This is a genomic window from Nocardia thailandica NBRC 100428 (assembly GCF_000308795.1).
In the GTDB taxonomy this organism is placed as follows: Bacteria; Actinomycetota; Actinomycetes; order Mycobacteriales; family Mycobacteriaceae; genus Nocardia; species Nocardia thailandica.
On sequence record NZ_BAGK01000208.1, the window covers coordinates 1 to 12961 of the forward strand.

At 73.8% G+C, this 12961-nt stretch carries 16 protein-coding genes; 11 read left to right on the top strand and 5 right to left on the bottom strand.

What is annotated here, in order from left to right:
• Positions 1 to 842, top strand: an 842-nt coding sequence (locus tag ON36_RS23415) for a hypothetical protein (RefSeq protein WP_043657665.1), incomplete at its 5' end; no start/stop codon positions are given.
• On the opposite strand, the gene ON36_RS23420 is transcribed toward ON36_RS23415, so the two are convergent.
• Complete coding sequence (locus tag ON36_RS23420) at positions 843 to 1529, bottom strand: TetR/AcrR family transcriptional regulator (RefSeq protein WP_052314280.1); 687 nt, start codon at positions 1527 to 1529, stop codon at positions 843 to 845.
• Positions 1530 to 1587: 58 nt separating this feature from the next.
• On the opposite strand from ON36_RS23420, the gene ON36_RS23425 reads away from it, so the two are divergent.
• Entirely contained in the window at positions 1588 to 2367 is a 780-nt protein-coding gene (locus tag ON36_RS23425; protein ID WP_083885336.1) for a DUF4386 family protein, read from the top strand.
• On the opposite strand, the gene ON36_RS33775 is transcribed toward ON36_RS23425, so the two are convergent.
• Positions 2265 to 2954, bottom strand: a complete 690-nt coding sequence (locus tag ON36_RS33775; protein ID WP_083885337.1) for a pyridoxamine 5'-phosphate oxidase family protein — start codon at positions 2952 to 2954, stop codon at positions 2265 to 2267. The two genes, ON36_RS23425 and ON36_RS33775, sit on opposite strands and share 103 nt — an antisense overlap.
• 79 nt (positions 2955 to 3033) lie before the next feature.
• Here ON36_RS33775 and ON36_RS23440 point away from each other — a divergent pair, with 79 nt between their 5' ends.
• From ON36_RS23440 to ON36_RS23450, 3 genes are read left to right on the top strand one after another with little or no spacing between them, the layout of a single operon-like run.
• Positions 3034 to 4407, top strand: a complete 1374-nt coding sequence (locus tag ON36_RS23440) for an aminotransferase-like domain-containing protein (RefSeq protein WP_043657673.1) — start codon at positions 3034 to 3036, stop codon at positions 4405 to 4407.
• A gap of 36 nt (positions 4408 to 4443) precedes the next feature.
• On the top strand, positions 4444 to 4689 hold the full coding sequence (locus ON36_RS23445; protein ID WP_043657676.1) for a DUF2630 family protein: 246 nt from the start codon (positions 4444 to 4446) through the stop codon (positions 4687 to 4689).
• Positions 4686 to 6131 carry a dihydrolipoyl dehydrogenase family protein gene (locus ON36_RS23450; protein ID WP_043657679.1) on the top strand — a complete coding sequence of 482 codons (1446 nt, stop codon included), beginning with the start codon at positions 4686 to 4688 and terminating at the stop codon, positions 6129 to 6131. The genes ON36_RS23445 and ON36_RS23450 overlap by 4 nt, the downstream gene beginning before the upstream one ends.
• Here ON36_RS23450 and ON36_RS23455 read toward each other — a convergent pair.
• Positions 6124 to 6993 carry an Fpg/Nei family DNA glycosylase gene (locus tag ON36_RS23455; protein WP_043657682.1) on the bottom strand — a complete coding sequence of 290 codons (870 nt, stop codon included), beginning with the start codon at positions 6991 to 6993 and terminating at the stop codon, positions 6124 to 6126. The two genes, ON36_RS23450 and ON36_RS23455, sit on opposite strands and share 8 nt — an antisense overlap.
• Before the next feature lie 67 nt (positions 6994 to 7060).
• Entirely contained in the window at positions 7061 to 7798 is a 738-nt protein-coding gene (gene cobF / locus ON36_RS23460) for a precorrin-6A synthase (deacetylating) (protein ID WP_043657685.1), read from the bottom strand.
• Between the two features lie 59 nt (positions 7799 to 7857).
• On the opposite strand from cobF, the gene ON36_RS23465 reads away from it, so the two are divergent.
• The 6 genes from ON36_RS23465 to ON36_RS23490 all read left to right on the top strand — a co-directional run bounded on the left by ON36_RS23465 (position 7858) and on the right by ON36_RS23490 (position 12111).
• Positions 7858 to 8661 (top strand): thymidylate synthase, encoded by an 804-nt coding sequence (locus ON36_RS23465; protein ID WP_043657687.1) that lies wholly within the window; start codon positions 7858 to 7860, stop codon positions 8659 to 8661.
• Entirely contained in the window at positions 8658 to 9149 is a 492-nt protein-coding gene (locus ON36_RS23470) for a dihydrofolate reductase (RefSeq protein WP_043657690.1), read from the top strand. The genes ON36_RS23465 and ON36_RS23470 overlap by 4 nt, the downstream gene beginning before the upstream one ends.
• Positions 9150 to 9263: 114 nt before the next feature.
• Positions 9264 to 9590 (top strand): cupin domain-containing protein, encoded by a 327-nt coding sequence (locus ON36_RS23475; RefSeq protein WP_043657692.1) that lies wholly within the window; start codon positions 9264 to 9266, stop codon positions 9588 to 9590.
• 95 nt (positions 9591 to 9685) lie between these two features.
• Positions 9686 to 10738, top strand: coding sequence for a Dyp-type peroxidase (locus ON36_RS23480; protein WP_043657696.1), 1053 nt, complete (start codon positions 9686 to 9688; stop codon positions 10736 to 10738).
• A complete protein-coding gene (locus ON36_RS23485) occupies positions 10739 to 11539 on the top strand; it encodes a family 1 encapsulin nanocompartment shell protein (RefSeq protein ID WP_043657699.1) in 801 nt (266 codons plus the stop codon).
• 38 nt (positions 11540 to 11577) lie between these two features.
• Positions 11578 to 12111, top strand: a complete 534-nt coding sequence (locus ON36_RS23490; protein WP_043657701.1) for a hypothetical protein — start codon at positions 11578 to 11580, stop codon at positions 12109 to 12111.
• 1 nt (position 12112) lies between these two features.
• On the opposite strand, the gene ON36_RS23495 is transcribed toward ON36_RS23490, so the two are convergent.
• Positions 12113 to 12790: a TetR/AcrR family transcriptional regulator gene (locus tag ON36_RS23495; RefSeq protein ID WP_043657702.1), complete on the bottom strand. Its 678-nt coding sequence runs from the start codon at positions 12788 to 12790 to the stop codon at positions 12113 to 12115.
• Positions 12791 to 12961 lie beyond the last annotated feature (171 nt).

Below are 12961 nucleotides of genomic sequence, written 5' to 3' on the forward strand. Positions count from 1 at the left end.
ACGCGCTCGCCGACGCCCGCGGCCTCATCCACGCCGTCGACCTCGCGCTGCGCGACGGGCCGGCGGGCGGGGACGCGGCGGGCGGCCTCGGCGGCGGGTCCGACTGGGCGGACGCGGCGGGCCAGTGGGCGACGGTGCTCACCGGCACCGCGCGCGCCCTCCGCGCGGGCGTGCCACGGCCGCACCGCGTTCCGGCCCCCGAGGTGCCCGGCGGACGCACGACCTCCGCGGCGGTCTTCGCGATCGCGGCCGACGCCTGGGACGCCACGGCGACGGCGACGGGCGGCACGGCGAACTCGCTGTTCATCCATCTCGTCGCGAACATGCTGTGGGAGACGGGATTCCCCCTCGGCGAGATCCGGGCGAGCCTGCCGGTGGACACCCGCGACGAGCCCCGCGTCGACAACGACATGGCCATGACCGAGATCGCGGTGACCCGCGCGGACACGCCCGCGACCATCCGGCGGGCGGCCCGGGAGGCTTACCGGCGCAAGATGTCCGGCCCGGACGGGCTGCCCGAGGAGATCCTGCAGGTGATCCCGGACCGCTGGGCGTACGCCCTCAGCCGGGGCGCGGGCGAGCGCGACATCCTGTGCTCGAACATCGGCGAGCTGCCCGCGAGCCTGGACCGGGTCGGGCCGCACCGCTGTACGTCGGTGGCGGCCAGGGCGATCCATCCCGGCCTCGAGCGGTTCCCGCGCACCCGGCTGTCGGGGTATCTGTCGCGGATCGGCGACCACTACACCCTGGCGCTGGCCGGCCTCGCCGCCGATCGGGTCACCCTGCACACGGCCGCCGAGCGCGCGTTCGCGGCGGCGGGGCTGCCCGCGCGCCCCTGGTGATCAGCTCACCGACAGCCCGACCAGCACCGCCCGCAGCCCCCAGACGAACTGGTCGACCGAGATCCAGTCGGCCATGAGGTCGGCGGACGCGGCCGTGCGCGGCCAGCGGGTGGCGTCGATGTGGTCGAGCAGGCCGCGCCGCCGGGTGACGCGCTCGGATTCCGGTGGCAGCGGCGGTTTTCCGTCGGTTTCGGCGACCTCGAGCGCCACCGACCCGATGACCTGCACGATCACCGCGTAGACCCCGCGCGCCCGCGCGGTGGGGGTCAGCCCGCCGCGCGCGAAGCAGTCCAGCAGCGCCTCGCCGACGTCGCGGGCGGCGGGCCCGTCCATCGGGCCGGTCATGAGCAGCTCGGTGACGCCGGGGTGCCGCAGCACCTCCTCGCGCAGGCCGAGCGCGAACTGGATCACCGCCGAGGTCCAGTCGACGCCGGGGTCGGTGAGCGGCGCCAGCGACACCGTCGCGAGGACGCGTTCGATGACGGCCCGCTCGAGATCGGCGCGACTGGCGACATAGGTGTAGACGGCGTTCGGGTTCACCCCGAGCCGGGCCGCGACCGCCCGGATGGACAGCGCGCCGGGTCCGCCGGTGTCGAGCAGGTCGAGCGCGATGTCGACCACCTGCTCCGCCGTGAACGCGCGCCGCTCCGGCCGCGTGGACTTCCCCGTTGACTTCGCCTGCGCCATGCGTTTGACTGTACCCCGTACAGTTTCCTGTACCCCGTACAGCCAGAATGGATACGCCATGCACCGCGCCCCGTGGCCCACCGTCGCCCTGCTCGTCACCGCCCCCGTCGCCATGAACATCGCCTTCGCCGGGCTCGGCGCGTCGTTCGGCTACCCGGACGTCCTCGACCTCCCGCCCGCCGAGGCCCTCGCCCGATTCGATGCCGCCGGGCTCGCCGTGCCGATCTGGTTCGGCGTGCTCGCGCTGGCCGCGGGCAGCCTCGCCCCGCTGGCCGTCCTGGTCGGCCGCCTCGCCCGCACGCCGGGCATGCGGGCCGCCGTCGGCGTCGGCGTGGCCGCCGCGCTCGTCCAGGTCATCGGCCTGCTGCGCTGGCCCGTCCTGGTGCCGGGGCTGGCCGACCGCGCCGCCGCGGAGGGGCCGGACTCCCCGGCGGTACACACCTTCGACCTGCTCGGCACCGTGCTCGGCACGGTCTTCGGCGAGACCCTGGGCTACGCCCTCACCGCCGCGTGGACCGCCCTGGTCGCCACGGCGCTGCGCGAGCGCATGCCCCGCTGGTTCGGCGCCCTCGGCTACGCCTGCGCCGCCGCGATCGCCGCGGGCGTCCTCGTCCCCCTCGGCGTCGAGGCGGCCGGGCCGGTCGACTTCGCCGGCTACCTCGCCTGGAGCCTCTGGCTCGTCGCCTTCGCGGTCCTGCTCGCCGTCCGCCCCGGCGGACCGGCGGGTGCCCCGGATCAGGCGGGGACGACCCCGCCCGCCGAGCGGACCGCGACGTCCTCGGGCACCGCGACCCCGGCCCCGAGGTCGTCCGAGGGCACCGGGGCGCCCCACTCCTGACGCAGCGGCAGCACGCCGGCCCAGGTCCCGCCCGCGGCGATGTCCTCGGCGTCGTCGCGCGGGCCGCCGGTGCGGACCTTCACCGACGCCTCGGTCAGATCGAGGGACAGCACCATCGTCGCCGCCATCTCCTTGCGGCTCGGCGGGCGCACCCGGTCCCAGGCGCCGGGCGCCGCGTGCTCGACGATGACCCGCAGCGCCTCCAGGCGTTCGGCCGGGTCGGTGACGAGATCGGCGCGGCCGAGCACCACGGCCGAGCGGTAGTTCATGGAGAAGTGCATCGCCGAGCGGGCGTAGACCAGCCCGTCGACGTGGGTGACCGTCAGCGAGACCTCCGCGCCGACGGCCGCGCGCAGGTTCCCGGCGCCCGTCGACCCGTGCAGGTACAGCGTGTTGCCCGCCCGCCCGTACACCGTGGGCACCACCAGCGGCGTGCCGCCGAGCAGGACGCCGAGGTGGCAGACGAGGCCGGTGTCGAGGATCGGGTACAGGTCGGCGCGCTCGGTCCGGCCGCGTTCCCTCGCCCGGGTCAGGGTGGTGCGCGGCGTCGGCGACAGCGGCGCGGCGCAGGCGTCGTTCGTGGTCATAGGATGAGCTTCGCGCGCCGAGTGGACCTGTCACAGGTCCACTTCACCGCTGTTTCGCCAGTCCACTTCCGGAGGTGCCGTGCTCGACGACCTGCCCGTCACGCTCGACCGCGCCGCCGCCGAACCGTTGTCGGTGCAGGTCGCCGACGCCCTGCGCGCGGCGGCCACGGGCGGGTTGCTGCGGGTCGCCGATCGGCTGCCGTCCACCCGCGCGCTCGCGGCGCGGCTCGGCGTGAGCCGCGCGGTGGTGGCCGCCGCCTACGACCAACTGCACGCCGAGGGCTGGATCGGCGGGCGGCGCGGGTCGGGCACCTACCTCACCGCCGCGCCCCGCTCGGCGCCCACCCGCGGCCCGGCCGCCGCGGACATCGACGCGGGCGGCGACCTGCTCGACCTCTCCCCCGGCTCACCCTGTGTCGACGCCATCGATCGCGCCGCGTGGCGGCGGGCCTGGCGGGCCGGGGCCGACACCGCGCCCGGCCTGTTCAAGGAACGCGCGGGCCTCACCGCCTACTGCGACGCCGTCGCCGAGCACCTGCTGCGGCACCGCGGGCTCGCCGCGGGGCCGGACTCGGTCGTGCTCGCGACCGCCGGAACCAGTTCCGCGGCAGGCGAACTGGCCGGCGCCATGCTCGCACCCGGCGACGCCGTCGCGATCGAGGACCCCGGCTACCTCCGCGCCGCGGGCGCGTTGCGGGCGGCCGGCGTCGAGCCGGTCCCCGTCCCGGTGGACGCCGAGGGGCTCGTGGTCGAGCGCGTCCCGCCCGGCGTCCGGGCGGTGTACTGCACACCGGCACACCAGTTCCCGCTCGGCGCCCGCATGCCCGCGGCCCGCCGCGTCGAGCTCGTCGAATTCGCCCGCCGCACCGGAACCTTCGTCATCGAGGACGACTACGACGGCGAACTGCGCTACGACACAGCGCCCCTGCCGCTGCTGGCCGCCATGGCGCCGGATGTCGTCGTCCACCTGGGCACCACGAGCAAGATCCTGTCCACCACGCTGGGCGTCGGCTGGCTGGTGGCGCGCCCCGACATCGCCGAAGCCGTCGTCGCCCACCGCATCCGGACCGGCACGGCGCCCGCGCCCGCGGGACAGCTGGTGCTCGCCGAACTCGCCGCGCACGGCGACCTCGCCCGGCACCTGCGCAGGTTGCGCCGCACGGTCCCGCCGCGGCGCGCCCTCGTGGTCGGCGCGCTGCGCGAGCGCGGCGTGCCGGTCCTCGGGGACGACGCCGGGTCGCACGTCGTGGTGGAACTCCCGACGGCCGCGGCCGAGCGGGCGGCCGTGGCCGCGGCCCGCGCGCGGGGCGTGCTCCTCGACGGGCTGGCCAGGCACCACCTCGGCGCGCCGCACCGGTTCGGCGTCGCCCTCGGCTATACCGCGCTGCCGGTGCCCGATCTGGCCGACGCCGCGGCGGTCGCGGCGGATTGCCTGTCGGCAGTCGTAGCATGAGGGGCGTCGCGTCCCCGACCCCGAAGCGGTGATGAAATGACCGAACAGGACCTGCTCGACCGGATCAAGCAGCTGGTCGACGACGAACACGCGCTGCGAGCCAAGGCCACGTCCGGGGAGATCGACCCGGTCGCCGAGCGCGCCCAGCTCGCCCAGCTCGAGGTCACCCTCGACCAGTGCTGGGACCTGCTGCGCCGCCGGCGCGCCCGCCAGGACGCGGGCGCCTCGCCCGACGAGGCCGAGACGGCCACCCCCGGCCAGGTCGAGGGCTACCTGCAGTGACCGACGCGCCCGGGGACCGCACCGATTACGACGTCATCGTGCTCGGCGCGGGCCCCGCCGGGGAGAACGCCGCCGCCTACGCCATCGCGGGCAGCGACCGCAGCGCCCTGCTGATCGAGCGCGAGCTCTACGGCGGCGAATGCAGCTACTGGGCCTGCATCCCCAGCAAGGCCCTGCTGCGCCCGGGCGCCCTCCGCCACGACGCCGCCGGCCTGCCCGGCGTCTCCACCACCGGCCCGGCGCTCCCCGACGTTCTCGCCCGCCGCGACGAGTTCATCCACCACCACGACGACAGCTCCCAGGTGAGCTGGGCGCGCGGCGCCGGGATCGACGTGCTGCGCGACCCCGCGAGGCTGGCGGGCGAACGACTGGTCGCGGTCGGCGACCGGCTCCTGCGGGCGCGGCACGCGGTCGTCCTCGCCACGGGCAGCACCGCCACCCTGCCGAAGGTGCCCGGCCTGGCCGAAGCCCTGCCGTGGACCTCCCGCGATGCCACCAACCTGACCGTGGTGCCGCGGCGGGTGGTGATCATCGGCGGCGGCGTCGTCGCCTGCGAGGCCGCCACCTGGCTGGCCGAGCTGGGCGCCGAGGAGGTCACGTTGCTCGTGCGCGGCGACCGGCTGCTGCCGCGCGCGGAGCCCTTCGCCGCCGAGCGGGTCGCCGAGGGCCTGCGCGCCACCGGCGTGGTGCGCATCCTGTTCGGTACCTCGCCCGTGCGGGTCGCGCGGCCCGACGCGCACGCCACCGGCGAGGGGCACATCCACGGCGGCGAGGTGATCGTGACGACCACGGGGCCGACGGTGGTGGCCGACGAGATCCTGGTCGCCGCGGGCCGGGCGCCCGCCACCACCGAGATCGGCCTCGACACCGTCGGCCTGTCCCCCGGCGGCGCGGTGCCGGTCGACGACCGGCTGGCCGTGCGCGGGGTCCCCGGCGATTGGCTCTACGCGGTCGGCGATGTCAACGGCCGCGCGCCGCTGACCCACATGGGCAAGTACCAGGCCCGCGTCTGCGGCGACGTGATCGCCGCCCGCGCGGAGGGCAGGCCGCTGGACGGCCCGCGTTTCGCCGCGACCGCCGACCACGCCCAGGTGCCCCAGATCGTCTACACCGCACCGGAACTCGCCTGGGTCGGGCTCACCGAGGACCAGGCGCGCGAGGCGGGTCACCGGGTCGAGACCGCCGAGGTCGACATCGAGGTGGCGGGCGCGTTCCTCTACCGCGACGACTACCGCGGCCGCGCCAAACTCGTGATCGACGCCGACGCCGACACCCTGCTCGGCGCCACCGTGGTCGCCCCGCAGGCGGGCGAGCACCTGCACGCCGCCACCGTCGCGGTGGTGGGCGGGGTGCCGCTGAGCACGCTGTGGCACGCCGTGCCGTCGTTCCCGTCGGTGAGCGAGTTCTGGCTGCGGCTGCTCGAGGCGCGCCGGGCTACTTGAGCAGCCGCGACATCCGCCGGTCGGCGAGCACCTTGCCGCCGGTCTGGCAGGTCGGGCAGTACTGGAAGGACCGCTCGGCGTAGGACACCTCGCGCACGGTGTCGCCGCAGACCGGGCACGCCTCGCCGGTACGCGCGTGCACCCGCATGCCGGAGCGCTTCTCGCCCTTGAGCCGGGCCGCGTCCTGGCCGACCGAGCGGCTCACCGCGTCGAGCAGTTCCTCCCGCATCGCGGCGTAGAGGGCGGCGACCTTGTCGGCGGGCAGGGTCTTGGTGTTGGCGAACGGGGACAGCCGCGCGGTGTGCAGGATCTCGTCGGAGTAGGCGTTGCCGATGCCCGCGAGCAGCGTCTGGTCGACGAGGGCGGTCTTGAGCCGCTGGGAGGTGCCGTGCAGGATCTCCGCGAACTCCGCCTCGGTCACCGCGAGCGCGTCGGGGCCGAGCCGCGCGATGCCGGGCACCTCCTGCGGGTCGCGTACCACGTAGACCGCGAGCCGCTTCTTGGTCCCGGCCTCGGTGAGGTCGAACGCGGGGGTCGAGCCCTCGGGGGTGAAGAAGTGCACGCGCAGCGCCAGCGGGCTCTTGCCGCCCGGCTTGGGCGGGGTGGGGCTCGGCTCGTCGATCCAGCGCAACCAGCCACCGCGCGACAGGTGCGTGATCAGCCAGAGCCCGTCGCAGTCCATCCCGAGGAACTTGCCGAAGCGGCCCGCCCCGGTGACATCGCGCCCGGACAGCGCGGTCACCGGCGGGTCGAAGGTCTTGACCGCGCTCAGCGCCGCCACGTCGACCCGGCCGACCACCGCGCCGACCGCATGGTCGCGCAGGAACTGTGCCAGCGCCTCCACTTCCGGCAGTTCGGGCATGCCGACGAGTCTAGGCGCCCGCCCCGACAGGCGCCGGGCTCCCGCGCCGGGCGGCGCCCGGTCGCGGTCAGCGTCGCAGCAGGTAGACGTCCATGATCCAGCCGTGCTCGGCGCGCAGCTCCGCCCGCCGCGCGACGATCCGCGGGCCCACCTCGGCCAGCGGGCCCTCGATCAGCGTCTCGGCGGGCATGCCGAGGTAGGCGCCCCACCAGATGTGCACGCCTGCGGCGTCGACCGCCGTGAACGAGCACTCCCCGTCCAGCATCACCACGGTCGAGCCGGGGCCGAGGCCCTCCTCCCGCAGTCGGCGCCCGGTCGTCACGTGCACCGGCTCGCCGATGCGGTGCAACACCGTCCGGTGCCGGGCGGCCAGCGCGCTCACGCTGGTCACCCCGGGGATCACGGAGTAGGCGAAGGAGATCCGCCCGCGCGCCAGCACCCGCTCGACCATCCGCAGCGTGCTGTCGTAGAGCGCCGGGTCGCCCCAGACCAGGATCGCGCCGACGCCGTCGATGCCCGCGAACGCCTCCTCCAGGCGCACCGACCGCCGCTCGTGCCAGTCCTCGACCACGCCCGTGTAGTCGGCGGGCGCGCGGTCACGCGGCGGATCGGGGATCTCCACGATGCGATGCGGCCCCGGCACGTACTCGTCGAGGATCGCCGTGCGCACGCCGACGAGGTCCTGTTTGGCCTCGCCCTTCCCGATGACGAAGAACGCCTCGGCCCGCCGCATGGCCTTGATCGCCTGCATGGTCACCTGGTCGGGGTCACCGGCGCCGACACCGATCACATAGAGCTCGCGCATGGGTGTCGAGCTTGCCAGCCCCGCGGGCCGCCGCGGCGGCGGGAGTAGACTGCGCACCCGTGGCCACCCCCGATACTCAGTACGAGGACCTGCTCCGGCTCGTCCTGGACAGCGGAACGCCCAAGGCCGACCGGACCGGCACCGGCACCCGCAGCATCTTCGGCCACCAGCTGCGCTACGACCTGTCGGCGGGCTTCCCGCTGATCACCACCAAGCGCGTGCACATGAAGTCCATCGCCTACGAGCTGCTGTGGTTCCTGCGCGGCGACTCCAACGTCGCGTGGCTGCACGAGCACGGCGTCAGCATCTGGGACGAGTGGGCCGACGCCGACGGCGAGCTCGGCCCGGTCTACGGGGTGCAGTGGCGCTCGTGGCCCACCCCGGACGGCACCCACGTCGATCAGATCTCGGAGGTGCTGCACACCCTGCGCACCGATCCGGATTCGCGCCGCATGATCGTCTCGTCCTGGAACGTGGCCGAGCTGGACAAGATGGCGCTGGCGCCGTGCCACGCGTTCTTCCAGTTCTACGTCGCCGACGGCAGGCTGTCGTGCCAGCTCTACCAGCGCAGCGCCGACCTGTTCCTCGGCGTCCCGTTCAACATCGCCAGCTACGCCCTGCTGACCCACATGGTCGCCCAGCAGACCGAGCTCGAACCCGGCGACTTCATCTGGACCGGCGGCGACGTGCACATCTACGACAACCACGTCGACCAGGTCCGCGAGCAGCTCACCCGCGAGCCCCACCCGTTCCCTCGGCTGCACCTGCGCCCGGCGACCAGCCTGTTCGACTACACCTACGACGACATCGAGATCGCCGACTACCGTCACCACCCGACCATCAAGGCCCCGGTGGCGGTGTGACCGAACGCCGGATCGGGCTGATCTGGGCCCAGGCGCACGGCGGCGTCATCGGGGCGGACAACACCATCCCGTGGCGGTTGCGCGAGGACATGGCCCACTTCCGCGACACCACCTGGGGACATCCCGTCGTGATGGGCCGCCGGACCTGGGATTCGCTGCCGCCCGCGTACCGCCCGCTCGCGGGCCGCCGCAACATCGTGATCACCCGGCAGCGCGACTGGTCGGCCGAGGGCGCCGAGGCGGCCCCGTCGCTGGCCGACGCCATCGCCCTGGCCGCCCCGGAGGACACCTGGGTGGCGGGCGGCGGCGAGATCTATCGCGCGGCAATGCCCTTCGCCACCGAACTGCGGGTGACCGAGATCGACCTGACGGTCGACGGCGACGCCTTCGCCCCGGAGATCGGCCCCGAATGGCACGCGGCGGCGGCCGACTGGCAGACCTCGGCGAGCGGCCTGCGGTATCGCTTCCGCCGCTATCTGCGCGCCTGACCGGGCGCGGTATCTCGACCCGCTTGCGGTTGTCCCGAAACGCCGGACCGGGTCCGGCCGGGCGGGCATACTGCTGGACTACCTACCCGGTACGTGGGAGTGAAAGGCGATCGCATGGACAAGAAGTCGCTGACCGCGCTGGCCCGCCAGCAGCTCAAGCTGGCCGCGACCAACACCAGCGGGCGGAGTTCGCAGACCGTCATCGGGGGGCACGCGCACTCCCTGCGGCAGACGGTGGTCGCGCTGACGGCGGGCCAGAGCCTGGCCGAGCACGACAACGCGGGCGACGCGACGATCCAGGTGATCAACGGCACGCTCATGCTGATCGCGGGCACCGACGAGTGGAAGGGCTCGGCGGGTGACCTGATCGTGGTGCCGCGCGCCCGGCACAGCGTCAAGGCCATCGATGACGTGGCCTTTCTGCTGACCGTCGCCAAGTGAGCGGGTCGCCGCGGCCCTGAGGTGTCCGACACACCGCGCCGCGGGCCGCCCGGGGCTGGGGAGGTTTGTCGGCGGCTACCCGTAGGCTGGTGCCCATGGGTGAGCCACAGCTGATTCTCCAACCGCTCGCGCCCGCCACGATCTTTCTCGTCGCCACGATCGACGAGGGCGGCGAATCCGCGATCCGCGACCTGCTGTCGGATATCTCCGGTTTGCGCCGTTCGGTGGGCTTCCGTATCCCCGGCGAGGGCCTGACCTGCATCACCTCGATCGGCTCCGCCGCCTGGGACCGTCTCTTCGCCGGTCCGAAACCCGCTGAACTGCACGAGTTCCCGGGCTTCGCCGGCGCGGTGCACACCGCCCCTGCCACCCCGGGCGACCTGCTGTTCCACATCAAGGCCGAGACCCAGGGCGCCTGCTTCGAATTGGCCGCGGCGATCGGCACCCGCCTGCGCGGCGCGGCCACCATCGTCGACGAGACGATCGGCTTCCGCTACTTCGAGCAGCGCGACCTGCTCGGCTTCGTCGACGGCACGGAGAACCCGGAGGGCGCCGCGGCCGAGGCGGCCACGCTCGTCGGCGACGAAGACCCGGAGTTCGCCGGCGGCAGCTACGTCATCGTGCAGAAGTACACCCACCCGCTGGACGCGTGGAACGCGCTGTCCATCGAGGAGCAGGAACGCATCATCGGGCGGACCAAGCTCGGCGACTACGAGCTGCCCGACGAGATCAAGCCGCCCGATTCCCACGTCGCGATGAACACGCTGGTCGACCCCGACGGCACCGAACGCCAGATCCTGCGCGCCAACATGCCGTTCGGCTCGGTCGCCGAGGGCCAGTTCGGCACCTACTACATCGCCTACGCCGCGACCCCCAGCGTCACCGAACGCATGCTCGAGCGCATGTTCCTCGGCACCGACGAGGCCGCCTACGACCGGATCCTCGACTTCTCGGTCGCGGTCACGGGAACCAGCTTCTTCACCCCGACCATCGACTTCCTCGACGACCTCCCGCCCGCCCCCGACGCGCCTGCCGCCGCGGACGTCACCCCCCAGGTCGCCGAATTCCTTCCGGTGGAGCAGGCCGCGCCCGCCGGCCCCGGTACGGACGGATCGCTCGGTATCGGCACGATGAAAAGGAGTAAGTGAATGAACAACCTGCATCGCGAACTCGCGCCGGTCACCAGCGTGGCCTGGGCGGCCATCGAGGAGGAGGCGACCCGCACCTTCAAGCGCAACATCGCGGGCCGCCGCGTGGTCGACGTCTCGGGCCCGCACGGCACCGACTTCTCCGCCGTCGGCCTCGGCCGCACCGTCGGCATCGACGCCCCCGCCGACGGCGTGCAGGCCCGGCAGCGCCGGGTGGCGCCGCTGGTCGAGCTGCGGGTGCCGTTCACGCTGTCGCGGACCGAGCTCGACGACATCGAGCGGGGCGCCCAGGACGCCGACCTCGACCCGCTCAAGGACGCCGCCAAGAAGATCGCCTTCGCCGAGGACCGCGCGATCTTCGAGGGGTACCCGGCCGCGGGCATCACCGGCATCCGCGCCGCCGCGTCCAACGCGCCCATCCAGGTGCCCGCCGACGTGCTCAGCGTCCCCGAGGCGGTCACCCAGGCGCTGACCGAGCTGCGCCTGGCCGGTGTCGACGGCCCGTACTCGGTGCTGCTCAGCGCCGACCTGTACACCGCGGTCAGCGAGACCTCCGACCACGGCCACCCGATCCGCACCCACATCGAGCGCCTGCTGCCCGACGGGGAGATCATCTGGGCGCCCGCCATCGACGGCGCGTTCGTGCTGACCACCCGCGGCGGCGACTTCGACCTGCAGATCGGGCAGGACCTGTCGATCGGCTACCTGTCGCACGACGCCGAGTCGGTCCAGCTCTACTTCCAGGAGAGCCTGACCTTCCTGGCCTACACCGCCGAGGCCGCGGTCGCGCTGCGCCCCTGACCGCCGGTACCGTGGGCGGCGACGAGGGAGGTTCGAGCATGTCGACGGTTCGCGCGGGAGTGGTACCTGCACGCCGCAGCCTGGGGTACGTCCTGATCGGGCTCGGCGTGACGACCGCCGTCGTCGGCATGTTCCTCGCGCTGTTCGGGGTCGACCGGGTGGTCACCGGCCTGCTGGTCGGCGTGATCGCCGGCGTCGCCGCCGGGGCCGCGCTGTTCGCGCGCGACGTGGTGGAGCTGGGCGAGCACGCCATCCACATCCGCACGCCGTTCCGGGCGGCCACCATCGCCTGGGAGCGGGTGGTCGGCGGCCGCTTCGCCCTCGACGAGCACGACCGCTGGTCGCTCGCGCTGGATCTGACCGGCGCGGGCGACCACGGCGACGAACTGGTGCTGCTGTCCATCCCGCCGGTGCACGGACCCGTGACCGGCGCCTACGACATGCGCAAGCGCGAGCAGGTCCTCCAGATCCGGGAGCTGTTGCGCACCAAGCGCATTCCGGTCACCGTGCTGCCCGGGATCGCCGAGGCCCTGCACGAGCACTGGCGCATCGCGCCGCCGACCAGCCGCTGACTCACCCGTCGCCGGGGAGCAGCCGCGCGAGCAGGGCGTCCGCGCTCCGCCGGATCTCCCCCGCCCGTTCGCCCGCGCCCACGATCCGCAGGATGGCCTCCCCGATCGTGCGCCCGATGTCGGCGGGCACGCTGCCGTCGTCGGAGCGGATGTCGATGACCGTCTCCACCAGCCGGAACGGCAGGATGCGCTGGCCGTCGGGTTCCCCGGCCGCGTTCAGGGCCGCCGCCGCGAGATCCTCGTAGTACCCGCGCAGTTCGTCGCGGTGCGCGCGGAACCCGGCGAACCGTTCGGTGCGCAGTTCGGGCAGCAGATACAGCGCGCCCAGGTTCCAGCGCGCGGCCCGCAGCTGCGCCACGTCCGCCCCGGCCAGCGCGTACAGCTTCACCGCGGCCTCCTCCGGCTCGCCGGCGAGCCGCTGCGCCAACGCCAGTGGCGCGGCGATGGTTCCGGCCAGCAGCGCGTCGAGGATGTCGTCCTTGGAACCGAAGTGGTGGTAGAGCGAGGCCTGCCGGATGCCGACCGCGTCGGCGACCGCGCGCGTGGAGGTGCTGGCGTAACCCTGCGTGGTGAACAGTTCGGCCGCCGCGTCGAGGATCTCCGCGCGCGGCGTCTGCGCTCGTCTGCTGCGCTGGGTCAGCCGGGGTCGGCCCGGACCGGGGTTAGCCACGAACGCCATTGTGTCACCGGGGCTGTACGCGGCGGCGCACCGCACCGCGCCCGGCCGGGTACACGGCGCTGTGCGTTTTCTGTCACCCGATAGAAATCCCGGCAACACAGACGTTACGGGCGGTAGTCCAGTCGATACACGCAGGTCACCAGAATCGCGATCGCGGCCGCAAAACTATCG